Below are 24126 nucleotides of genomic sequence, written 5' to 3'. Positions count from 1 at the left end.
CCTGTATCCTCCTTAATTATTCAGCTGTTGTTTCAGCAGCTTTTGGTGCTTCTTCGTTTTTTCCTTCTGCATCCGCAGGTTTAGCGCCTTCGCGTTTTTGGAAAGGTGCTCTTCCATCACGACGTTTGTTGCGGTCATAAGGACGACGGTTACGACGTTCTTCGTTACGTTGACGACGACGACGTTCGTTTTCTGCGATTTGTTCTTCTACATTGATGATAACATCTTTCATCGTTACATCTGTTTCATTCTCATCCTGACTATGAGCTACTGTCAATAAACCACCTTTAGCTTCAACGATTGCATCTGCCATCAAAGTAGTGATCAGTTTTACAGAACGTACAGCATCATCATTAGAAGCAATTAGATAATCTACCATTTCTGGATCGCAGTTTGTATCTACCATTGCAAATACAGGAATACCCAGTTTCTTAGCTTCTGCTACTGCATTGTGTTCTTCTTTTGGATCGATGACGAACAATGCATTTGGCAGTTTTTTCATTTCTTTGATACCGCCTAAGAAGTTTTCCAAACGTGCTTTTTCTTTTTTGATCTGTGCAACTTCTTTCTTAGGATATAAGTCAAGCTTTCCACTTGCTTCCATTTCTTCGATTTCAACTAAACGTTTAACACGTTTTTGGATCGTACGGAAATTTGTTAGCAAACCTCCTAACCATCTTTGGTTAACGAAGAAAGAACCACTACGCAAAGCTTCCTCTACAACGATTGTCTGTGCTTGTTTCTTTGTACCAACAAACAAGACCTTACCGCCTTTTTCAGCAATATCTTTCATAGCGGCATAAGCAACATCTAACTGTTCCAATGTCTTCTCCAAGTTGATGATATAGACATTGTTGCGGCTAGCATAGATGTTTGGTTTCATTTTTGGATTCCAACGACGTGTCTGATGACCGAAGTGAACTCCAGCTTCCAATAATTTTCTCATTGAAACAACTGACATTTTAAAATTCCTCTCTTTCCGTTATTCCTCCATCATTTCTAACATTCGCAACTTTTTACGCCTGTTTCGGCAAAGCACGGGCGAATGAATTCATGATGTGTGTCATTTCACGTGCCACTGCACGCTTTTATAATTATAGCACAGCATAATGCAATTGCAAGTATGCTTTTTATTTTTTATGACCTTTGGCCATTGGATGGGCTTGTTCATATGCCTGCCGCAAACGATCTCCCGTTACATGCACATAGATTTGGGTAGTGGATAGTGAAGCATGCCCTAACAGCTCCTGTACGACACGGATATCTGCTCCATTATCCAACAAATGCGTTGCAAAGCTGTGACGAAAAATATGGGGGTGCATGCGAATATGCATGCCGCATGCATCACATTGTTTGCTCATGATATATTGTACGCCTCTAGTCGTTAACGGCCTGCCTCTTTGATTCACAAACAAAATGTCATGTGTTTCCTTTCCCATCCACTTCGATCGAACTTTTAAAATATAATTTTTCACTCGCTCTCCGATAGATGCATAAAACGGTACGATGCGTTCTTTATCGCCTTTTCCGATTACACGCAGGATATTTTCATCAAAATCCAGACTGTTCAAATGCAAAGATACCACTTCGCTCACACGCAGCCCGCAGGCATACATCAATTCAAACATAGCGCGGTCACGGATCCCTGCATCCGTGTTTTCATCAAATGAAGATAAAAAAGCAGCTACTTCCTCAACAAATAAAAATTCAGGTATTCTTTTTGGCAGTTTGGGTCCTTTGAAATTTTGCAGAGGATGATTGAGCACTCCTACATATTCATTTAGATAATGATAATAGCTGCGAAGCGAACTGATCTTTCGGGCAATTGTCGTTGAACTTCTTTCATGCCCTTTTTCATCTACGCTGATCTTCGCAATATAATTCATCAATACGATACGGTCCACATCTTCAAGCGAATCGATTCCTTCTTCTTTCAAAAAGGAGATGAACTGTTCGATATCTCGCCGATAGGCATCTGTCGTATGTTTGGAACCTGTATTGCGCTGATCGATATAACGTAAGAATCGCTCTAAATAATCTTCCATCACAGTTCTGCCTTTATCCGTTCGATTTCTTCCAAGGCCTGTTTACAGATTGCATCTTTTCTTTCGTGTTTCTTCACTTTATTTTTCAATGTGACGATCCCGAAATTCGCATTCATCGGTTGGAAATAGTTTGCATCGGCATGTGTAATATAATACGCCATAGAACCCATGATACAAGTGTTCGGGAAAATATAGGATTCTTTCCCTTGTACATATCTAGCCATATTGATTCCAGCAATCAAACCGCTTGCTGCACTCTCTACATAGCCTTCGACCCCACACATCTGACCTGCAAAAAACAGATTCTCACGTTTGCTGCATTGATAGGTTTCTTTCAACACCTTTGGCGCACAAAGATAAGAATTGCGATGCATGACGCCATATCGAACGATCTGACAGTTTTCCAGTCCCGGGATCATCGAGAATACGCGTTTCTGTTCTCCCCATTTCAAATGTGTCTGAAATCCGACGATATTATACAGCGTATCAATTGCATTATCCTGACGCAACTGTACGACTGCATACGGTCTGGATCCGTCCGGACGCTGTAAACCAACCGGTTTCATAGGGCCAAACAACAGCGTCTTTCTACCTCTTTTAGCTATTTCTTCCACCGGCATGCATCCTTCAAAATAGATTTCTTTATCAATGTCATGTAATGGAGCCGTTTCCGCATGAATCAGTGCATCATAAAATTGATTGAACTCTTCCTCATTCATTGCACAGTTGATATAATCCGCATCTCCTTTATCGTATCTGGATTTGCGATATGCTTTTGTAAAGTCAATAGAATCCTTTTCAATGATCGGCGCAGCAGCATCATAAAAATGAAAATAATCTGCTTGCAGATACGTGCGAATAGCATTTGACAAAGCATCGCTAGTTAACGGACCGCTTGCAATGATCACATTTCCTTCGGGAATCTCCGTTACTTCTTCACATACAAATTCAACCAGCGGATGCTGTTTCAATGTATCTGTGATCCATTGGGAGAATCCATCGCGGTCGACAGCCAATGCACTCCCCGCAGGGATACGGTGAAGATCGGCGCTTTTCATGATCAGCGAATCCAGTCTGCGCATTTCCTCTTTTAAGATACCGACTGCATTATGAAGGGAATCACTGCGTAATGAATTGGAACATACCAGTTCGCTAAAGCGATCGCTGTGATGTGCCGGCGATGAATGCTTGGGGCGCATTTCTACCAAACGTACAGGAATACCTCTGGAAACAAGCTGCCAGCAGGCCTCGCAGCCGGCTAATCCAGCACCTACGATCGTTACCTTCTCCATCAAGCATTGTCCTCCTTTGTCGTCTCTTTTTTTGTCTTTTTCTCTACCTTGGGTTCTTTTTTGATATATCGGCATTTCGGATAATTGCTGCATCCGATGAATGTCGTTCCATAACGCGACTTGCGTCGAACCAGTTCATGGCCGCATTGCGGACATTTTTCTCCAATCGGTTCCGGTTTTGCTTTTTCTTTCAAACTTTTGATCGTTTTGCACTGCGGATAATTGCTGCATGCGAGGAAACTGCCGTAACGTCCCTTTTTCATGACCATTTTTGCCCCGCAGTTAGGACAGATCTCATCGCTTTCCTGTGGTTCCTCTTCGCTCTTTGTATAGCGGCATTTAGGAAAATTGATACAAGAAATAAACTTTCCATAGCGGCCATTTCGATAAACAAGCTCACTGCCGCACTCCGGACAAAGTTCTCCTGTACGTTCTAATTCTTTCTTTTCCATATGTTCATACGCATTTTCTACCAATGGATCGAAAGTATCCCAAAACTTCTTCAATTCCTCTACATTATTACGTTCTCCGCTGGCAATCTCATCTAAATGGGACTCCATATCGGCTGTATACATGACATTGATGATCGTGCTGAAAAACTCTTGTAATTTTTGATCGGTCAGCTCTCCCTGTTCGCTTGGTACAAAGACTTTCGTACGGCTGCCTTCGCTTGATTTTTCCAAAGTGGCATATCCGCGTGCCTGCAGCGTATCAATGATCATCGCATAAGTACTCGGGCGGCCAATGCCTTTTTCTTCTAATTCCTTGATCAGACGCGCTTCGCTGTAACGCAGCGGCGGTTCTGTAAAATGCTGTTTCCCATCTAACTGCACGTCTTTTAATTCCTCATTCTGCTCTAACAAAGGCAAGATATCATCTTTTACTTGTTCATACTTTCCATAGACTTTCAAATAACCGTCAAAAGTCATCGTAGAGCCGTTCGCTGAGAACTGGCATCCATTATTTTCAATCTTGACTGCTACTGCATCGCTCTTGCTTGGAGCCATCAGAGAAGCCAATGTACGGCTATAGATCAAATGATACAGCTTATATTGATCATTTGTTAGATATTGTTTTACATTTTCCGGTGTATTCATGATATTGGTCGGGCGGATCGCCTCATGCGCATCCTGTGCATTTTCATCATTTTTCTGACGTACTTTTCCTTTATATTCTTTTCCATATATGGTTTCAATGTATTGAAAAGCGTCATTTAAAAATACAGGAGATAATCGCGTAGAATCGCTACGCATATAACTGATCAAACCTTCGCTTCTTCCTCCCAGATCAATACCTTCATACAGTTTCTGTGCGATCTGCATCGTCTTTTTTGCACCAAAGCCTAACTTTGTGCTTGCTTCCTGCTGCAGTGTAGATGTGATGAACGGCATCTTCGGTTCACGTTTTTTTACCTTTTTGTCAATGCCGGCAACCAGAAAAGCATGGTCTTTGCATCGATCGATGATCGCATCGCAATCTTCTTTGCTTTTTAACTTTGCTTTCTTTCCGTCTACTTTTAATAAAGTTGCTGTAAAATTCTGCTTTTCTTTTTTGCATAATGCATCTAATGTCCAATATTCTTCTTTTTTAAAATTGCGGATCTCATTTTCCCGCTCGACGATCAAACGCAAAGCAACCGATTGTACACGTCCGGCTGATTTTGATTGAATCTTATTTTGTAATAGTTTTGACAGCCGAAAGCCGATGATTCGATCCAGCATACGTCTTGTTTCTTGTGATTTCACAAGATTCTGATCGATCTTTTGCGGATGTTTCATCGCCTCCAGTATCGCTTGTTTTGTTATTTCATGAAAAACGATTCGATTTTCATCATTCATATCTAACCCGAGCACACTTGCCAAATGCCAGGCAATTGCTTCCCCCTCACGGTCCGGGTCACTTGCCAGATACACATGATCACTGTCTTTTGCCAGCTTTTGCAATTCCTTGACTACTTCTTTTTTATCTGTGCTGATTTTGTAATTCGGTTGAAAATCGTGTTCGACGTCGATTCCCAATCCGCCTTTCCCACTGGTCGCTAAATCACGTATATGTCCTTTGCTGGATACAACATGATACTCATTTCCTAAATACTTTTCTATTGTCTTAGATTTTGAAGGTGATTCCACAATCACTAAATTTTTCATGGTGAGTGCCTCCATTCCAAAATATTCGATATATATTATTCGAGCAAAATCTGCTTTTGTCAATTGTTTTTATAGTTCTTGCACATCTTCTGCATGAAATAACGGCTCTGCCCCCTGCTGCAAAAGCAATGCATTTCCTAAATATTCCCTTTCCAAATAAGATCGCACGACCACATATACCGGCCTTGAAAGTTCGATTGCTTCATTCACGGTATGCATGGTACCGCTGCGCACTTTGGCTTCGATCACGATAATACTGTCTGCCAATGCTGCAATCAAACGGTTGCGCCAAGGAAAATGGGCAGCATATGGTTTGGTTTTGCCAGGATATTCACTTATGATCAGATGCTGTGCTGCTAGTCGTGCATATAGATCTGCATTTTCTTTCGGATATACGCACTCTATGCCGCAGCCAATCACTCCAATGGTCTTTTGATCTAATGCCTCTCGATGTGCCAAAGCATCAATTCCCTTTGCCAGCCCTGAAATGATCACATATTTTTCTTTTAGTATTCCTACGATCTGCTGACAGCTGGTCCTGCCTTCTTCACTAGAAACACGCGAACCGATGACTGCTACCCCCTTTGCTTCCAATAAAGACAAATCACCGTGATAAAACAAGATCCAGGGCGGATATCGCAAGTGTCGAAACTGTTTTGGATATTCTGCATCGAAAACAGTGATATATTTTTGGGCCGATCGGAAAGGATACCAAGGTTCTTGGCGTTGGATTGCCATAGCTATTCGCTGCCAATTCCCCTCATATCGTATTGCATAAGATAAGATTTGTTCTCGCATCAGATCACCTCTTATCTTCTATACGTCCAAACTTTTTTATGGACTAAAGAAAAGAAGGGATCATCCCTTCTTCACTATCGTTTTGATTATTTTGTTTCCTTTTCCTCGCTCAAGAATTCTTTTGCACTGGTCAATAAAGATGCCAGATCCTGAAGTTGTGCCGGTACAACGATCTTCGTTGCTTTTCCATCTGCTATCTTGCCATACGTTTCCAAGCTCTTTAATGTCAAGAATGATTTATTTGGATCCGCTTCTTTGATCATTTGGATACCTCTTGCTTGTGCTTCATACAAACGTTCGGTTGCCTGCGCTTTACCTTCTGCTTCCGCAATCATTGCTTCTTTTTTTGCATTTGCGCGAAGAACCATTGCCTCTTTATCTCCCTCTGCTGTTAAGATGGCGCTTCTCTTTTCGCCTTCTGCACGGAGAATGGACTCACGTCGTTCACGTTCTGCACGCATCTGCTTTTCCATGGCATCCTGAATGTCACGTGGAGGCAAGATATTTTTTACTTCCACACGATTCACTTTGATGCCCCAAGGATCTGTCGCTTCATCTAAAATTGCACGCATTTTCGAATTGATGATGTCACGGCTTGTTAATGTTTGATCCAGTTCTAATTCACCAATGATGTTACGCAGTGTCGTAGCTGTCAAGTTTTCGATAGCCGTCACCGGTCCGACCACGCCATACGTATACAGCTTTGGATCTGTGATCTGAAAATAGACAACCGTATCGATCTGCATCGTTACATTATCTTTTGTAATCACTGGCTGTGGAGCAAAATCTTTGACTACTTCTTTTAAAGTAACACGATTCGCCACACGGTCAACAAATGGTATCAAAATATGGATACCTGTTCCCCAAGTGGAGTGATAAGCACCCAAACGTTCGATTACATAAGCATTTGCCTGTGGAACGATGCGCACCAGATACGCGATGAACAAAATAACGATCACCAGCAAAACAATAGCAATTAAAACCGGAAAAATTGTGTCAAAAAACATGATCTAACCCACCTTTCTACTCCTGGAGCGCGCTGACAAGCAGTTTGGCTCCTTCAATAGCCACTACTTTTACGCGTTCTCCCTTTTCGATCATTTCACAATTATATGGTATAGCGCTCCAAGAAGCACCTTCCACCTTGACGATGCCCCACTCTTGCGCTGTAATCGTTTTCTCAACGATACCGACAGCACCAATATAACGATCTGCATTGGTGGCGACGATATTCCCGCGCAAATAATATGCAGATAACGGCCGTACGATCAACAATAATAAGATAGATACAATGAAGAAAATGATGATTTGCAGCCATAATGGTGCAGCCGCCACTTCTAATACCATGGCAACCAGAGCACCGGCCGCAAACCAAATGCTGACCAAGGCAGTCGGTGTAATAAACTCAATGATGATTGCCGCGACAAGGATCGTAAGCCAAATACCAATCATATGTCACCCTCTCCCTCCATAAAATTTATAATCAACAAATGATTTTTCTCATCAAAATGTGCAGGTAATTTTCTTCCATCCAGATCATCATGAAAGACTGTTTGAATTTGTTTTACAACTGCCTTATTAGTCACACGTGCATATCCTTTACCTACCGTGATTTTATAAAGGACATCCTGTGGATGCAGATGCAAATCCAATTCCCTTCGTTGAATGGGACGGATAGCCAACTGGTGATTTTCTTCATCGATTCCGACCATTACATAGCGAATATCATTAAAATAAGAAGCAGCCGCTGCATTCAGCGTGATCGCATTTTCGCTGATCGTTACCACTGGCGCTGCAGTAGAAGAAGTTACCCAAGTAAACATATCCCTCACTCCTTTCACTTTCAATATACACGTTTCATATTGCTTTTGCAACAATTTTCTCTTATTTCTTATTATTTCTTATTTTTTCATATTTGCATAAAGAAAGAGGGATCTCTCCCTCATATTTCTGTATCATCAAATCGCAGATCCAAATGCGGTTCCAGCATCTCTTTCACTGGTCCATAGCTCTTTCGATAAATGTCTAAAACACCATAGCGGTGCAAGGCTGCAATATGCGCTTTTGTCGGATATCCTTTATGCTTGGCAAAGCCGTATTGCGGATATAGTTCATCATATTTTCGCATGATCCGATCACGCGTTACTTTTGCTAAAATGCTCGCTGCAGCTATGCTGACGCTTTTTTGATCGCCTTTCACTATCGCTTCCATCGGCAATTGACAATGCGGCAAAGGCATTGCATCTGTCAAGACAGCATCTTTCTGCAAAAATTGATCAACGATTTCCTGCATGGCATCTTGGGTCGCTGCATAAATATTTTTTTGATCAATAATGGCTGGTTCAACGACTAAGATATGATATTCACCCGCCAATTGTACGATTTCATCAAAAAGCAGTTCTCTTTTCTTTTCGCTTACTTTTTTTGAATCATAGATTCCATCATGCTGAAAACCCGGCGCAAAGCGGACACCGGCAACCACTAAAGGACCTGCAATAGGGCCTCTGCCTGCTTCATCTAAACCGATGATATGCTGATATCCTTGCTGCCAATAAGAAATTTCATATGTATGTTCAATCTTCATTTGGCATCTCCCATGTGATAGCCCCCAGCTTGCAGTCACGTATTTCTCTTAAAAAAGCGATGATCAATCGTTTTTCATCAATATTTGCTCCGTTTTTATACCCGCGCTTTTGGGCAATAGATAACAGCGTATCATATGGATTTTCGCATAATGCAACATCATAGCGCTGTGAAACGAGCGCCGGATAATGCTTCTGCAGCCATCCCATTGCCCAGTAGGCAATTTCCTCTAGCGGCAGGATATCATCACGAATAGCCCCGGTCACTGCTAAAAGCATACCTACTTTCTGATCTTCAAATTTTGGCCATAACACACCGGGAGTATCCAGCAATTCCAGCTCTTTGCCAATTTTTACCCACTGCAATGCTTTGGTGACACCAGGCCGGTCGCCTGTCGTAGCTGCTTTTTTCTTTGCTAATGAATTGATCAAAGTAGATTTTCCCACATTCGGGATTCCGACCACCATTGCTCGTATTGCACGCGGACGGATCCCTCTTCTTTTCATCCGCTCGATCTTATCTTTCATCAGCTCCTGTGATGCTGCTACGATTTTCTTAGCCAAAGAATCATGCAGCAGATCCAATGACATGACCTTCACATTTTCCTGTTGCAAGTATTGGATCCACATATTGGTGGCTTCCGGCTGTGCTTTATCGCGTTTGGTCAATAAGATCAGCCGAGGTTTTTGTTTTGTCAATTCCTCGATCAATGGATTTTTACTGGCATTCGGAATCCGAGCATCCCGTAATTCAATGACCATATCCACCATTTTTAACTGTTCCTGCATCTGCCGTTTGGCTTTCGTCATATGTCCCGGAAACCATTGTATGTTCACTGTATTTTTCTTTTCTTCCATCATCCTACATACCCCACTTTATCAAACGGCCAAAAAACAACGACGCCAATGGCAATGATATCCTGCCGGTGAAATGCACCCACTTGTACATTTCGGCTATCCAATGACTCTGGACGGTTATCGCCGACCAAGAAATATTCATCCTCACCCAGCGTCAGCTCTTTCATATCACTGTTAAACTGTTGAATGGACAAACGTTCCAATGTCTCTTTCATATAGGTTTCCTGCAAAAAAGATTCTTCTACTTTTTTTCCATTGATCAAAAGCTGCCCATCTTCATAAGAGAGTGTCTCATTAGGGAGTCCGATGACACGTTTGACCCACATTTCATCTCCGTGTTTGACCACAACAACATCGAAACGATCCGGATCGCTGATCAAATTATTGACCACATTGATCATCACTTTTTCCCCATCCAGCAAAGTGGGAGTCATGGATGTTCCGGAAATCTGCATCGGGCGCAGAAAAAACGCTACAAAAAGAAAGGCTGCCAACACATAGATAATGATACTGCGGATAAACTCTAAAAAATGAATCAGCTGCATTCCTCTCTTCATGAAACCTCTCCTTTCATTGATTGTGGTAACCGATTTGATCAAATGGAAGCAGAACAAATACGCCTTTTCCGACGATTTGATCACGCTTGAATGGACCGACGATACGTGAATCTGCAGAAACGACACGGTTGTCGCCCATCACAAAATATTCATCATCGCCTAACGTGACAGGTCCAAAATCACTCGTAAATACACCTTGGCTTTTCTCGATATCTTTTACGTAATCCGTATTCAAATACGTTTCTTTTAACACTTTGCCATCAATATAAACAACACCGTCTTTGCATTCGATCGTTTCATTTGGCAATCCGATCACGCGTTTGACCCAATATTCATTTTCATGGGAAACAATGACGATATCTCCGCGCTGAATGCCATCCAATCGTAGGCCCAGCAGGTTTGTAAAACCAAACTCCCCGTCTTCCAGCGTAGGATACATACTGCTGCCATCCACATAAACTGGCTGTGCAATAAATGTCTTGATGCCCAGTGCAACGATAAAACATATAAGCAATATCTTAACAAAATCAAAGACTTCCCATTGCAGTCCCCGTATTTTCTTTTCGTTTTCTTCCATTTTATCACTCTCATTCTAAAAAAGTTGCTCTTATTATAACGCAATTTTTTATACTTGAACACAAAAAAAAGAAAAACCGGAATATCCGGCTTTCTTAGCGAATCTCTTTGATACGTGCAGCTTTGCCTGAACGTCCGCGCAGATAAGTCAATTTGTTTCTTCTTACCTTACCTTTACGTACTACTTCAATCTTATCGATGATAGGTGAATGCAAAGGGAATGTTCTTTCTACACCGATCTGGTTAGAAATTTTACGAACTGTGAAAGTCTCAGCGATCCCTCCGCCTTTTTTGGCAACGACAACACCTTCAAAAACCTGTACACGGGACTTATCTCCCTCTTTGATCTTTACGTGTACACGCACTGTACTACCTGACTTGAAGAAAGGTACATTTGGATTCAACTGTGATTTTGTTACTTCATTTACTAAATTCAAATTCATCTTATGGCGCTCCTTTTCTACTTGTTATTGCGTTGGGTTCATTCATCATTTTGATCAGCGGAACCACGGTCCACAAGGACTTAAATATATTATCACATTTTTTTTGCTGATGCAATTCTTTTTATTGATCTTTTACATCTGTTTTATTGATCTTTTACATCTGTTTCCTCTTTGATCTCTGTTAAAAGTTTCTCTTCTTCTTTTGTAAAAGTACGATTCTCTAAAAGATCTGGTCGTTTTTGCATTGTTTTTCGCAAAGATTCTTTTAGACGCCACCTGCGAATATTGGCATGATGCCCGCTTAACAATACTTCCGGCACTTTTTTACCTTCAAAAACTGCAGGTTTGGTATACTGGGGATATTCTAATAAACCATCTGAAAAAGAATCATCCTCATGCGAATCTTCCAGAATGACTCCGTCTAATAGACGGATCACTGCATCACTCACTACCAAAGCTGCCGGTTCTCCACCAGTCAAGACGTAGTCTCCAATGCTGATTTCTTCATCTACATAAGAACGAATACGTTCATCGAAGCCTTCATAGTGTCCGCATAAGAAAATCAAATGGTCGTAACGAGACAGAGAAACAGCCTTTTTCTGTGAAAATGTATTTCCCTGCGGCGTTAACATGACTACATGTGATCTTTCGCTTTGAATGGAGCGAAGGGCATCAATAATCGGCTGACAAGCAAGGACCATTCCCTGGCCTCCGCCATAAGGGGTATCATCCACATGCCGGTGTTTATCCAATGTAAAATCACGAAAATCTATCGTTTCAAATTCTACTTTTTTATTTTCAATTGCACGTTTGATGATGCTTGTGGTCTGAAAAGAATCAAAAAACTCTGGAAATATCGTAATAACGCTGATTTTCATAATAAGCCTTCCATTTCTTCGATCACGATTTTTTTATCATCGATATCGATGGAGGCAACAATTGCCCGTACAAAAGGAATCAGCACTGTGTCCTCTGTCCGTTTGACACGCAATACTGCATTTGCGCCAGTTTCAAGCACATCGATGACGCGGCCAACATAGACCTGTTCGCTGGTATATACATCACAATCCATCAGATCGCTGTACAAGACCTCGTCTTCTTCCAATGCCTGTGAATCCATCTTATCCGCAAAAAGGTCCATTCCTTTGAAACATTCTACCAGATTGATATTTTCGAATCCTTCAAAAACACAATATACCATTCCTTTATCAAAATGAGACCGCAATACGATCACTTTTTGACGCTGCTCCCCAATATATAAAACAGCACCTTTAGCGAAACGTTCCTGTATAAAATGTGTATTGGGGATGATCTTTACTTCCCCATTCAAACCGCGTGTATTTACGATCTTACCAATTCGAATAGTTTCCATAGATATCCTTCTCCTTTTAAAAAAGGGATGTTCTACATCCCTTACTTAATACGCTTCGAACTTAATCGTCACATGTGCATGCTCATTGCGAGCAGCCACAGACATCATCTGTCGGATAGAAGAAGCCATGATGCCTTTGCGTCCAATCAAACGGGCAACATCATCATCGTTGGCATATACATACAACAATATCTCGTTTTCATCCAAACTTTCCATTTGTTTCACAGATACTGTTTCTTTGTCATCCACGATCGGCTTGATCAAATCAAGCAATACCTTCTCGTAATCCATAAGCTATTTAGCGTTCTTTTCTTCGTGCAAACGAGTCATGATTCCTTCTTTAGAAAGAATGCTGCGTACTGTATCAGAAGGCTGTGCACCATTCTTCAACCATTTCATTGCTAAATCAGCATCTACTTTGATCTGTGCCGGCTTTGTCATTGGATCATATGTACCAATTGTTTCGATAAAACGGCCATCACGAGGTGAACGGCTGTCAGCGGCTACGATACGATAAAAAGGAGCTCCTTTTTTACCCATTCTCTTTAATCTTAATTTTACTGCCATATCTATTTCCTCCTAGTTGTTCATTTTTCACACTTTGATAGTATAGCACAGAAAAACAAGGTGTCAAGTACTTTTACTTAACACCTGTTATTTTATTTTCTTTTCTTCTTTTTCTTTGGCTTTTTGCTGCCGGCATGCTTTCCGGCTCCAGGCACGCCGCCCATACCGTTCATGGCTTTCAATGCGCCCATATTCGGCATGCGGCCGCCCATACTGCCCATCATCTTCATCATTTGCTGCATCTTCTCGTACTGTGACAACAAACGGTTGACATCAGCCACACTGGTCCCGCTGCCTTTCGCAATACGATTTTTCCTGGAAGCTTTTAAACAGCTTGGATTTTCCCGTTCATATTCAGTCATGCTTTGGATGATGGCTTCACTTTTCTTCATGGTTCCTTCTGCACGGGCATCGTCAATTTGTCCTGCCATCTTATTAAGACCAGGAATCAATTTCATCATGCCGCCCAATGACCCCATCTTTTTGATCTGCTGAAACTGTACGAGCATATCTGTCAAAGTAAAGTTGCCTTTCATCAAACGCTGGGCACTTTTCTGGGAAGCTTCCATATCCATCTTTTCTTGCGCTTTTTCGATCAATGTCAGCATATCGCCCATGCCCAGGATGCGATCTGCCATTCGGCTTGGATGGAATACATCTAGATCATCGATCTTTTCTCCAAGGCCAACAAACATCACCGGTACATGTGTGATCGAGCGTACAGATAAGATTCCTCCGCCGCGGGAATCGCCATCTAATTTTGTCAAAACCAACCCGGTAACAGATAACTGTTCATGAAAGCTTTGAGCGACATTGACAATGTCCTGTCCAGTCATGGCATCTACCGTCAACAAGATTTCATCCGGCTGTATCAACGCTTTGATATCACTCAATTCTTGCATCAGTTCTTCATCGATATGCAAACGTCCGGCTGTATCAAAAAGCACCGTATCATAACCATGTTCCTTGGCATAGTCCATTGCTTGTCTAGCAGTTTCTAACGCTTTGGTCTCTACTCCCAAAGTAAATACTTCCACACCGATGTTTGCTCCCAGTGTCTGCAGCTGTTCTATAGCAGCAGGACGAATCACATCACAAGCAACCAGCAACGGTTTTCTTGCCTGTTTCTTCTTCATCAAGTTTGCAATTTTGGCACTTGCCGTTGTTTTACCAGTACCTTGCAGACCCACCATCATCAAAGTTGTGATGCCGTCTTTTTTATAATGTACCGTTACTTCTTCATTTCCTAATAAATTTGTGATTTCCTCGTGAACGATCTTTACGACCATCTGTCCCGGATTCAAAGCACTCAGCACTTCTTCACCAAGCGCTTTTTCTTTGACGCGGGCAATAAAATCTTTTACTACCGTATAATTTACATCTGCTTCCAAAAGCGACATGCGCACTTCTTTCAGCATGTCATTCATATTTTTTTCTGTAAGTTTTCCTTGACCTGTTATATTTTTGAACGCTTTGCTCATACGTTCGGTTAAGGATTCAAATGCCATAGCAAAAACACCTCATTTCATGCTTGTTTATTATATCATTAAGTTTTTCTTTTTCCAAACGGTTTTTATCATTGCGGCAACGATCGTTTCTGATATAGTTCGATGTGAAACTGTGCTGTTGTCGTCAATTCATCATTGCATAACAAACGTTGTACTCCCTCTTTCGGAGAGCGATAATAATACGGCGTCATCTGAAAAAGCGCCTTGATTTCTTCTTTCCCGTGCAATGTGATTTGATTTTCGATCAGCCATTCTTTCTTTAATTCAAACTGTGTATAGTTCACCGCATTTTCTTCATTTTCGATCACATGCTCATATATCATTTGTTTCATTTCATATAGATGACGTTTGCCGGGCTCTACTTTGATCACATACCCATGATCATGTAAGATACGTGCAAATTCATTCTCTGCAAATGGAGCAAAAATGCTCATCACGACATCACAGCAAGCATCTTCCAAAGGAAGATCGAATATGCTGGCGACAAAGCAATGAATCTTCGAACTTCTTTTTGCACATTTCATCAATGCGTATTTGCTCATATCAAAAGCATAAACTTCCTGGCATTTAGCAGGAAATTCCTGTGTATAATAACCTTCTCCGCAACCTGCATCGACAATGACGGACGCTGAGAGATCATTTAGTATCGCCAACAGCTGCTGTATGAGAAAATGATAATGCCCTGCCTCTAAAAACAGGCTGCGTGCCTGCACCATCTCTTTATTATCACCTGTTGCCTTTTGCTTATGAATTAACAAATGCGTATATCCTTGTTTGGCAATATCAAAACAATGTCCATTTTTGCATAGATAGCTTTTTTCTTTTTTTAACAATTTTGCTTTGTATTTCGGACATATCAACATAAGATCACCTCTTTCTCTTACCTAAAAAAAACATAGGGAAATCCCTATGTTTTTATCGATGATGTTCCTTTTGATGATCTGGTGTCATGGGTGTGTGATTTTTTTCACCCTTTTGATCCAGCACCGTATGTTCCCGCTGATATTCGGATAAATGACGGCGTTTCTCCATCTCGATCTCTGCACCTAAATCGATGCCCATTTCATACTGATACAGATCTTCCTGTATCTTAGGATTTCGGTAATGTTTTTTTCGCTCCACAATTTCACCTCATCCATAGTATGTGAACAAAATGAAATTCTATGCGCTCAAAACCAAAGATCAAAACAGATCTTCTGTTGCCTCGTCTTCTTTTTTTACTGGATAGACATGAACGATCTTTGTCTGTGCAACGCATTCTTCTACCATTTTTTCAAAATCAAACCGGCTTTCCAGATATTCCGCTTTTTTTATCGTTGGTTTTGTCACTGGGTTTTTCGGAGTAAAAATCGTGCAGCAATCTTCCCATGGAAGAATGCTTGTTTCATATGTACCGATCTTGCGAGCAAGATCGATGATCTCTACTTTATCCATCGTTGCGACTGGACGTATCACTGGCAAAGCAATCACATCATTGATCGTACGCATGCTTTCCAAAGTCTGGCTGGCCACCTGTCCTATGCTTTCACCGTTTACGATCGCCAAACAGTTTTGTTTTTCCGCTAATCTTTCCGCAATGCGATACATCATCCTGCGCATAATGGTAATTGCATAGCTTTCATCACAATGCTCATAAATGGCCAACTGCAAATCGGTAAACGGTACGATATGCACTACGATATGTCCTTGATAAGGTGCCAGCAAACGAGCTAATTCTAATACTTTTTCCTGTGCTTGAGAAGATGTATAGGGAGGAGATGCATAATGAACGCATTCAATAGCTACGCCTCTTTTCATCGTTAAATAAGAAGCAATCGGAGAGTCGATTCCGCCTGAAAGCATGACCATCGCCTTTCCTCCGACACCTACTGGATAACCCCCGGCACCAGGATATTTATCCATCATGATATAAGTATCCTGTTCATGTACCTCAATTTGTATTTTTACTTGCGGTTCCCGCACATTGACTTTCCATTCTGTATTTTTCAATATGATAGATGCTACTGCCCGGTTGATCTCATCAGAGATCATTGAAAATTTTTTATCACTTCGCCGGGCTGCGATCTTGAATGTTTTAGGTTCCTGTGTTTTTACATAGGATAGAACAGCATCTTTTATTGCTTCAATCTCACTGTTTACTCGCAATGCAAAAGAAAAGGAACTGATTCCAAAAACTTTCTCTAAATATGGCTTGATTGCGAATGGATCATTCTGATTCAGATGAATATACATCCGATCATGTGTTTTCTCAATTTCAATCCCGTCAAACATCATCAATGCATGTTTGACATTCGTATATAAACGTTTGATAAAATCTTTTCGATTTTTTCCCTTGGTGGACAATTCACCATATCGTATCAGGATATGGTCATATGTAAATTTATCTTGTGGCATATTCTTCTATGATCTCCTTCAATGATTTTATAAAATAATCGATTTCTTCTATGCTCGTTAGATGAGAAAACGATAAACGAACGGCATGTGTCGCATGCAATTCATCTTTTCCCATCGCTAACAAGACATGTGATATCGCTTTGCCTTTTGAGTTGCATGTACTTTGCGCACTAACACAAATGCCTTTTGCGTCCAATGCATTTAGCATGATCTCGCTTCCAATGCATAAACAAGAAAAGTTCAAAATAAAAGGGTATGCATCTTCAGGAGAATTGACAGCAATATCAGGAATTGCGGATAACTTTTCGCGCGTATATGCATTGATCTTTTGTACATGTGCAATATGCTGCGCTTGTTCTTCCAGCGCCAAACGTATCGTCTTTGCCAACACGATCTCAGTTGGTGCATTGCTCGTACCACCGCGTAAGCCCCACTCCTGCTGTCCAGCACTGATCAGCGGCAATAAGCGAAGATTCTTACGATGATATAATAACGCACTTCCTTTTAGCCCATAGATCTTATGAGCAGAAAAAGTTGCCATATCCACGCTTGAAACCGGCAGTTCCATCTTTCCAAGCGCCTGCACCATATCACTGTGCACCACCGCTCTGGAATGGGCATGAACGGCCTCTGCAATTTCTTTTATAGGATTGATACAACCCGTTTCATTGTTCACCAACATAACAGAAACAAGGATGGTATCTTTCCGCAGCGCACAGAGAACATCTTCCACATGTACGCGGCCGTCTTCATGCAACGGCAGATATGTAATATCAAAGCCGAACACTTCTTTTAACTGCTCAACACTGCTTCGAATGCTGGAATGTTCCTCACTGCTTACGATGATATGCCGTCCTCTGTTTTGATTTGCCAAAGCAAAACCTTTTAATGCATAATTGTTCGATTCACTTGCGCATGAAGTATATAAAATTTCTTCCGGCTGTACATGGAAAAGCTGTGCGATATTCGCACGGCTTTGTTCTAACAGCATATTTACTTTTCTTCCTGCCTGGTGTAAAGAATCCGCGTTTGCATAATAAGTATGCAAAACTTTTTCATAAGCTTCTAATACTTCTTTTCGTATCGGAGTGGTTGATGCATAATCCAAATATACCATAACTATCCCACCTGATTCATGATGCTTGGATCATTTGTCTTAATTAATTTTTCATAAATGCCCGGATGCATTTTTTCAATACATTGAATCGCAATCTTCAAGGCTTTCGTATACTCTCCATTCTGGAAGGAAAGTTCTGCTCTTGTCAATTCAGAATCGATTTCAGAATAACTGGAACGATAACGATTGCCAAATACGATCGCATTTTCGACCATGATCGCTATGCCGACCAAATTATTGGCATTATTATACAATTTATATACAAAATCAATTGCTTCCTGCAAATCCGCATTCAGCTCCTGCACATCCAAAGGAGAATGTTCCAAGACCAGTTTAACACGATTGATCAATTTTTCCCCTTCAGCCAGATCAGACTGGTACTGTGATGAAATACTTGGCAAACGATGACAGGCTGTTTTCAAGCGAACTTCGTTCAAGATCAGCTGCAGTTTGACAAGCTGTTTCTTTGCTCTTTCTTCATCGCTGCAAGCACTGGCCAGCTGTGCCTTCATCTTTTCGACATCTTTGCCAAAAAGTTCGACCGCTTTGGCTAACTCGCGATAATCCATCAACTGGGCAGATGCTGCAAGCACATTTTCAATCGCTGCTTTCTCCACTTTTCTTCTTAAGACATTCATCTGTTCCAGCTGTTTCTCTTCTTCTTTTAAGCGAGCGCTCCAGTCTTCAAAACCAAAACGTTCGTTTACGCGCTGATACAATTGAACGATGCTTTCAAACTCTTCATTGACATGCCGTACCTTTTGAAACAGTTCATCTATTCCACCATGGATCTCTGCATACGCATCATCTTCACGAGCGATCAGATCCTGCAGATTTAACAACCGCTCGCCTAGGGCATTCAGATTTTCTTTTACATCGACAACGATGCCGCCACGCAATTTGGCGATATTTTCTTTTAATTGATCAGAAATGATATCCAAATTTTTCTGCACATCCAAATGTTCCAGATAAACACCTTTATTTCTAGTCTGTGCATAACGCAATCCGATTTCATCAATTGCTTTTGGCAATACACCTCTAGCCTGTTCGTATAAATTAGGAAGGGCATGCAATTGATTGCCTAATTCCTGGATATCCTTGGCAATTTCCTCTTGCTGTTCATGTGCCTTATCGAATTCGGAAGCAAACATCCATTCTTCAAACAGCGAAAATTTCTTTTCAATCGCATCGATACGTTTTTCAATGTATTCTACGCTCTGGTGATAGGCATTTCTATTATCGCCAAACATTTTTTTGATCGAACGAAAACGTTCTTTCAAGATATTGATCTGCGAACGCTGTTCGCTTTCTTGTTCTAGAATTTCATCTAATACTTGATTGACTTCTTCTGCTTTTTTTCTGCTTTCTTCCAAATTCTTTTGTAATTGTTCCATCTTTTTATATGCTGCCTTATTTTTATGCACATATAAAAGATCATCGGCTTCAGCTAACAAAACGCCGCATTCTTTCAAAGCTTCCTGTACAGAATCAAAATTAGGCTGGCATTCATTCACCCTTGCAAGCATCGCCTCATTTACACGCGAAAGGGCTACTGCTTTGTTAAATTTAAAAGCAAGAGGAATACCTTTTACCTCATTGTATTTTGTTTCCAGTTCTACTAATCCGCCTTTTAAGCTTCGCTTTCGCATTCCTCTTAAAACAATGGTCAATACGATAATAACAACTAAAGCAATTACGATATATAACACCAACTGTGGTGTCAAAACATTGATAAGCTTATTGATCAAAGTGTCCATGCCACTCCTCCTGACTGAATATAACTATCTATATTCTATCACACTTCTTATCAATTAAAAACTTTATTCGAAAGTTTGATAAATTTTTTCACCTGTTTTTCTTCCGTATTCTTCGTAACAAAAAAAGTCCGAAAAAGAATAAATGATTTGACAATAAATCATAGTTTCTGCTATTATTATTAGGCGTAAAATAGATAGCAGCATACAAAGTCATGCAGATCGCGTTGATGACATGTCCTCATGGAGTACTGTGTAACCCAGCTGTTAGTGGTGAAGGTATTGTAAGCATCAACACCCTGATTGATGATTTGTACTGTTATTGTTTTATGGCCAATAAAACAATAAGGAGGAAATTATGGCAAGAATCAAAGGACCAGTTTGGAAGAAATCCCGCCGTTTAGGTTTCTCAGTTTTGGAAACAGGCGAAGAGCTCCAAAAACGTCAGTACGCACCAGGCCAGCACGGACCAACAAAACGAATCAAATTAACAAACTACGGACTTCAGTTGCGTGAAAAGCAAAGAATCCGTTACATGTATGGAGTAAATGAGCGTCAGTTCGTTAACTTGTACAAAAAAGCAGCTAACTCTAAAGGAGTTACTGGTGAGACTTTCTTATTCTTATTAGAATCTCGCTTGGACAACTTAGTATACCGTATGGGCTTTGCACGTACACGCCGCGCTGCTCGTCAGTTGGTAAACCACGGACACATTTTGGTAAATGGTAAAAAAGTAGATATTCCTAGCTACAGCGTAAAACCAGGATCCGTGATCGAAGTAAAAGAAAAATCAAAAAATATGACAGCTATCAATGAAGCATTAGAAGCAAGCTTGAATACAGTTGCTTTCGTAGATGTTGATAAAGATGCTAAAAAAGGTACTTACTTACGTTTACCTGAACGCAGCGAGCTGAACAGTGAAATCAATGAATTGCTCGTTGTCGAATTCTACAACAGATAAGACAGTTAAAAAGATATGCGATCTACACGATCTGCATATCTTTTTTTTATTTGTTATTTGATTAAAATATCAGCTTATTTACAAGTATATCCTTGTTTTTCCAAGGCTTCGATCGATCCATCCAAACGTATATTCGAAGTATCCGCATCAATGATCCCCATATCCGACAAGGTTTTGGTATCTGCTTTATCAAAATCAATGCGCATGTTAAAAATTGCTTTTTCATCTTCCAGCTGATAATCCACTTGCACCCCTTCGATCGTATCCGCCAATTGCGGTATTTGCGATTCAAACAGTGCCCGCAGATCTTCTTCATCAATTGTCTCGATATTCTCTTTGCTCGCTCCAAGATCCAATAAATCAATTTCTAACCGCTCTTCCAGCACGGTCACATTTCCATCTACAGAAGTAATGATCTGCTCATCCTGTAATCCTTGGCCATTAATGCTGCATGTCGTTGTATCTGATTTTGATGATGTACACCCACATAACAAAAAACATGAAATCAAGATCGAACCCCAGCATATACTACTATTTTTCATTTTCCCCTCCCATATATCAATTAAATTTATTGTACTATAAAACAGTCACCCATATAAAAAAATAGATACACTGCCGGTATCTATTTTTTTAATACAAATATTTCTTCGCCCTGCGGCCGAATTTGAATGCGTTCAATATGTGTTGCCCGCCGGCTTTCTTCATCAATCTCAACGAGTGCACCGCAAAAGATACCAGGCCCCTCGGCAATCGTATACCGTGTTTTTTGATCCGTTGTGAAACGAGTTACGATTTCATTCACATCTCTTCCCAATACGCTTGTATAAGCACCGCACATGCCTAGATCGGTAATGGCCGCCGTGTGATTCACGATGCGTTCATCTGCCGTTTGTACATGCGTATGCGTGCCTACAACAACTTGCACCCGATTGCTGAACGCATATGCAAAAGCAATTTTTTCACTAGTTGCTTCTCCATGAAGATCTACGAAAAATAAATCTGCCTGAGTCGTCCGCAAAATGCGTTCCATGCATTGGAAAGGAGATTCCGCGATATCGTGCATAAACACTTCTCCGCAGAGATTAACAATTGCCGCACGCAAACCTTTGATTTGAAAGATCCGCACACCTGTACCTGCATCGACAGGTTCTAGATTCATCGGCCGGATCAAGCGGTCAGCCTCGTCAATAAAATTAAACAGATCACTTTTAGCAAACGTATGATTTCCCATCGTCATCGCATCTATGCCAAAGCTCAATAATTGATGATAGATCCTTCGTGTGATTCCTTTGCCATGTGCTGCATTTTCTGCATTTGCAATCACGAAATCAATATCATATTGCGATTTTAAAAGAGGGAGATGGCTCTGCACCATTTCCCTGCCGACACTGCCAACAATATCGCCAATAAAAAGTATCTTCATGTTATTTTGCCACTTCGCTGGCTCTGACTTCGCGAATCACCGTTACTTTGATTTGTCCCGGATAAGTCAGCTCTGCCTCGATCTTATCTTTGATATCACGTGCTAATCGATGGCATGCCAGATCATCTAATTTATCTGGTACGACCATGACGCGAACCTCACGGCCAGCCTGGATAGCATAAGAGGAATCAACACCATCAAAGCTCTTTGATATTTTTTCCAACTCTTCCAAACGGTTGATATAATTTTGCAATGCTTCATATCGTGCTCCCGGACGAGCGGCGCTGATCGTATCGGCAGCAATCACCAGATTGCTGATCAGATATTTCGGCTCCACTTCCCCATGATGCGACTGGATGGCATTGAGAACAACTTCACGCTCGCCATGTTTTTTACAGAACTTATAGCCAAGCTCGATATGACTTCCTTCCACTTCATAATCCAGAGCTTTTCCAATATCATGCAATAAACCGGCACGCTTTGCCAGCTGTTGATTCAATCCCAGTTCTGCAGCCATCATACCTGCCAAGTTTGCCACTTCAATACTATGCTGCAATGCATTCTGACCATAAGAATAACGATATTTCATCCGGCCGATCAATTTGATGATCTCACGATCGATCTTGCCGATTCCCAGTTTAAATACCGTTTCTTCTCCGACCTTCATGATATTGTTATCAATCTCACGGCGTACTTTGTTCACTACTTCTTCAATACGACCCGGCTGAATACGTCCGTCTTTGATCAAATACTCTAATGAAAGACGGGCAATTTCGCGGCGAATCGGGTTAAAGCAAGAAACAGTGATCGTTTCTGGTGTATCATCAATGATCAGATCGACCCCCGTAGCCTGTTCGATCGCTTTGATATTACGACCTTCTCGTCCAATGATACGTCCTTTCATTTCTTCACTCGGCAATGAAACAACAGAAACGGTGCGTTCTGCCGATTCATCCTGTGATAAACGCTGAACAGCTAAGGCGATGATATTACGTGCAATATCATCTGCTTTTGCTTTTGCGTCTTCTTCTTTGTCTTTAATGTAGGCGATGGTCTCCTGTTCCATTCTCTTTTCAACAACAGAAAACAGTTCTTCCTTCGCCTCTGTCGAACTCATTGCAGCCACTCTTTCCAGTTCAGCAATCTGAACATCGATTTTTTCCTGCAATTCTTTCTCTTTTTCATCTAGAGAAGCTAATTTCTCAGACAGCTGTGTACTTTTTTGATCTAGTTGTTTTTCTTTAGCAGTTAAAGCCTCATCGCGGAAATTCAGATTATCTTCTCTGCGCAACAGCTTATTCTCCATTTTTGTAACTTCTTGTTTGCGTTCCTTGATTTCTTTTTCTGCTTCAATCTTAAGTTCATGTACCTGTGTACGGCCATCCAATATCGCTTGTTTGATCGTTGCATCAGCTTTGATCGATGCTTGATCCAACAATTGGGCAGCCTTCTGCTGATCCTTATTTAATCCCACTTTGGAAACAAAAATCATCACGATGATTCCCAAAGCAAGACCTACCAACCCTCCAGACAAAATTGAAACTACATCCATTTCAGTTCCTCCTTCGTCTATGATTTATGGTTGTAAGCGCAATGCTTAACCTATATTATAATAGCATATTGTTCATTTAATTAACAAGTATCATTCCCCTTTTTATCCCATAATGTATTATTTTTGTAAAAAATGTAAACGTTTATTCATTATTTCATTTTTTAAATCTTTTGCTTTCAT

27 protein-coding genes are annotated in these 24126 nt (G+C 41.0%); 1 reads left to right on the top strand and 26 read right to left on the bottom strand.

Translation table 11 applies throughout. The features are described from left to right. Window positions 1-16: 16 nt before the first annotated feature. The 23 genes from rpsB to BQ9859_RS00025 all read right to left on the bottom strand — a co-directional run bounded on the left by rpsB (window position 17) and on the right by BQ9859_RS00025 (window position 20013). Complete coding sequence (rpsB, locus tag BQ9859_RS00135) at window positions 17-961, bottom strand: 30S ribosomal protein S2 (RefSeq protein WP_075876182.1); 945 nt, start codon at window positions 959-961, stop codon at window positions 17-19. A gap of 169 nt (window positions 962-1130) precedes the next feature. Next, entirely contained in the window at window positions 1131-2045 is a 915-nt protein-coding gene (gene xerA / locus BQ9859_RS00130; protein WP_075876181.1) for a site-specific tyrosine recombinase/integron integrase, read from the bottom strand. Then, entirely contained in the window at window positions 2045-3337 is a 1293-nt protein-coding gene (trmFO, locus tag BQ9859_RS00125) for a methylenetetrahydrofolate--tRNA-(uracil(54)-C(5))-methyltransferase (FADH(2)-oxidizing) TrmFO (protein ID WP_075876180.1), read from the bottom strand. Before trmFO ends, xerA begins: the two co-directional genes overlap by 1 nt. After that, window positions 3337-5484, bottom strand: a complete 2148-nt coding sequence (gene topA / locus BQ9859_RS00120) for a type I DNA topoisomerase (protein ID WP_075876179.1) — start codon at window positions 5482-5484, stop codon at window positions 3337-3339. Before topA ends, trmFO begins: the two co-directional genes overlap by 1 nt. Before the next feature lie 69 nt (window positions 5485-5553). After that, on the bottom strand, window positions 5554-6282 hold the full coding sequence (gene dprA, locus BQ9859_RS00115) for a DNA-processing protein DprA (protein WP_075876178.1): 729 nt from the start codon (window positions 6280-6282) through the stop codon (window positions 5554-5556). 86 nt (window positions 6283-6368) lie between these two features. Continuing rightward, on the bottom strand, window positions 6369-7289 hold the full coding sequence (locus BQ9859_RS00110; protein ID WP_075876177.1) for an SPFH domain-containing protein: 921 nt from the start codon (window positions 7287-7289) through the stop codon (window positions 6369-6371). Window positions 7290-7305: 16 nt separating this feature from the next. Beyond that, complete coding sequence (locus tag BQ9859_RS00105; protein ID WP_075876176.1) at window positions 7306-7734, bottom strand: NfeD family protein; 429 nt, start codon at window positions 7732-7734, stop codon at window positions 7306-7308. After that, window positions 7731-8105: a hypothetical protein gene (locus BQ9859_RS00100; RefSeq protein WP_075876175.1), complete on the bottom strand. Its 375-nt coding sequence runs from the start codon at window positions 8103-8105 to the stop codon at window positions 7731-7733. The genes BQ9859_RS00105 and BQ9859_RS00100 overlap by 4 nt, the downstream gene beginning before the upstream one ends. Window positions 8106-8224: 119 nt before the next feature. After that, window positions 8225-8866: a ribonuclease HII gene (locus BQ9859_RS00095; RefSeq protein WP_075876174.1), complete on the bottom strand. Its 642-nt coding sequence runs from the start codon at window positions 8864-8866 to the stop codon at window positions 8225-8227. Then, window positions 8856-9725, bottom strand: coding sequence for a ribosome biogenesis GTPase YlqF (ylqF, locus tag BQ9859_RS00090; protein WP_075876173.1), 870 nt, complete (start codon window positions 9723-9725; stop codon window positions 8856-8858). Before ylqF ends, BQ9859_RS00095 begins: the two co-directional genes overlap by 11 nt. Then, complete coding sequence (lepB, locus tag BQ9859_RS00085) at window positions 9722-10279, bottom strand: signal peptidase I (RefSeq protein WP_083662569.1); 558 nt, start codon at window positions 10277-10279, stop codon at window positions 9722-9724. The genes ylqF and lepB (BQ9859_RS00085) overlap by 4 nt, the downstream gene beginning before the upstream one ends. 13 nt (window positions 10280-10292) lie before the next feature. Next, entirely contained in the window at window positions 10293-10856 is a 564-nt protein-coding gene (gene lepB / locus BQ9859_RS00080; RefSeq protein WP_075876172.1) for a signal peptidase I, read from the bottom strand. A 94-nt stretch (window positions 10857-10950) separates the two neighbouring features. Continuing rightward, entirely contained in the window at window positions 10951-11298 is a 348-nt protein-coding gene (rplS, locus tag BQ9859_RS00075) for a 50S ribosomal protein L19 (protein WP_075876171.1), read from the bottom strand. Window positions 11299-11441: 143 nt separating this feature from the next. Beyond that, entirely contained in the window at window positions 11442-12176 is a 735-nt protein-coding gene (trmD, locus tag BQ9859_RS00070; RefSeq protein WP_075876170.1) for a tRNA (guanosine(37)-N1)-methyltransferase TrmD, read from the bottom strand. Continuing rightward, on the bottom strand, window positions 12173-12670 hold the full coding sequence (gene rimM, locus BQ9859_RS00065) for a ribosome maturation factor RimM (RefSeq protein ID WP_075876169.1): 498 nt from the start codon (window positions 12668-12670) through the stop codon (window positions 12173-12175). Before rimM ends, trmD begins: the two co-directional genes overlap by 4 nt. Window positions 12671-12715: 45 nt before the next feature. Continuing rightward, window positions 12716-12961 carry a KH domain-containing protein gene (locus tag BQ9859_RS00060; protein WP_075876168.1) on the bottom strand — a complete coding sequence of 82 codons (246 nt, stop codon included), beginning with the start codon at window positions 12959-12961 and terminating at the stop codon, window positions 12716-12718. 3 nt (window positions 12962-12964) lie between these two features. Continuing rightward, entirely contained in the window at window positions 12965-13237 is a 273-nt protein-coding gene (gene rpsP, locus BQ9859_RS00055) for a 30S ribosomal protein S16 (protein WP_075876167.1), read from the bottom strand. 92 nt (window positions 13238-13329) lie between these two features. After that, a complete protein-coding gene (gene ffh / locus BQ9859_RS00050) occupies window positions 13330-14745 on the bottom strand; it encodes a signal recognition particle protein (RefSeq protein ID WP_075876166.1) in 1416 nt (471 codons plus the stop codon). A gap of 68 nt (window positions 14746-14813) precedes the next feature. Then, a complete protein-coding gene (locus BQ9859_RS00045) occupies window positions 14814-15608 on the bottom strand; it encodes a methyltransferase domain-containing protein (protein ID WP_075876165.1) in 795 nt (264 codons plus the stop codon). A 52-nt stretch (window positions 15609-15660) separates the two neighbouring features. Further along, a complete protein-coding gene (locus BQ9859_RS00040) occupies window positions 15661-15867 on the bottom strand; it encodes a hypothetical protein (RefSeq protein WP_075876164.1) in 207 nt (68 codons plus the stop codon). 60 nt (window positions 15868-15927) lie between these two features. Continuing rightward, window positions 15928-17139, bottom strand: coding sequence for a tRNA uracil 4-sulfurtransferase ThiI (thiI, locus tag BQ9859_RS00035; RefSeq protein ID WP_075876163.1), 1212 nt, complete (start codon window positions 17137-17139; stop codon window positions 15928-15930). Next, the gene (locus BQ9859_RS00030) at window positions 17126-18256 is read right to left on the bottom strand and encodes a cysteine desulfurase family protein (protein WP_075876162.1); all 1131 of its coding nucleotides are present in this window, start codon (window positions 18254-18256) and stop codon (window positions 17126-17128) included. The genes thiI and BQ9859_RS00030 overlap by 14 nt, the downstream gene beginning before the upstream one ends. Before the next feature lie 2 nt (window positions 18257-18258). After that, a complete protein-coding gene (locus BQ9859_RS00025) occupies window positions 18259-20013 on the bottom strand; it encodes a septation ring formation regulator EzrA (protein ID WP_075876161.1) in 1755 nt (584 codons plus the stop codon). Between the two features lie 355 nt (window positions 20014-20368). On the opposite strand from BQ9859_RS00025, the gene rpsD reads away from it, so the two are divergent. Then, window positions 20369-20971 carry a 30S ribosomal protein S4 gene (gene rpsD, locus BQ9859_RS00020; protein ID WP_075876160.1) on the top strand — a complete coding sequence of 201 codons (603 nt, stop codon included), beginning with the start codon at window positions 20369-20371 and terminating at the stop codon, window positions 20969-20971. Between the two features lie 74 nt (window positions 20972-21045). Here rpsD and BQ9859_RS00015 read toward each other — a convergent pair whose 3' ends face one another. The 3 genes from BQ9859_RS00015 to rny all read right to left on the bottom strand — a co-directional run bounded on the left by BQ9859_RS00015 (window position 21046) and on the right by rny (window position 23946). Then, window positions 21046-21513, bottom strand: coding sequence for a DUF1307 domain-containing protein (locus BQ9859_RS00015; protein WP_075876159.1), 468 nt, complete (start codon window positions 21511-21513; stop codon window positions 21046-21048). Between the two features lie 80 nt (window positions 21514-21593). Next, entirely contained in the window at window positions 21594-22394 is an 801-nt protein-coding gene (locus BQ9859_RS00010) for a TIGR00282 family metallophosphoesterase (protein WP_075876158.1), read from the bottom strand. A 1-nt stretch (window position 22395) separates the two neighbouring features. Continuing rightward, window positions 22396-23946, bottom strand: coding sequence for a ribonuclease Y (rny, locus tag BQ9859_RS00005; RefSeq protein ID WP_075876157.1), 1551 nt, complete (start codon window positions 23944-23946; stop codon window positions 22396-22398). Window positions 23947-24126: the final 180 nt, after the last annotated feature.

Origin of the sequence: Merdibacter massiliensis (assembly GCF_900155395.1) — a bacterium.
In the GTDB taxonomy this organism is placed as follows: domain Bacteria; phylum Bacillota_I; class Bacilli_A; order Erysipelotrichales; family Erysipelotrichaceae; genus Merdibacter; species Merdibacter massiliensis.
Note: the sequence above shows the minus strand (reverse complement) of the source record. Positions and strands in the feature narration are given on the sequence as shown.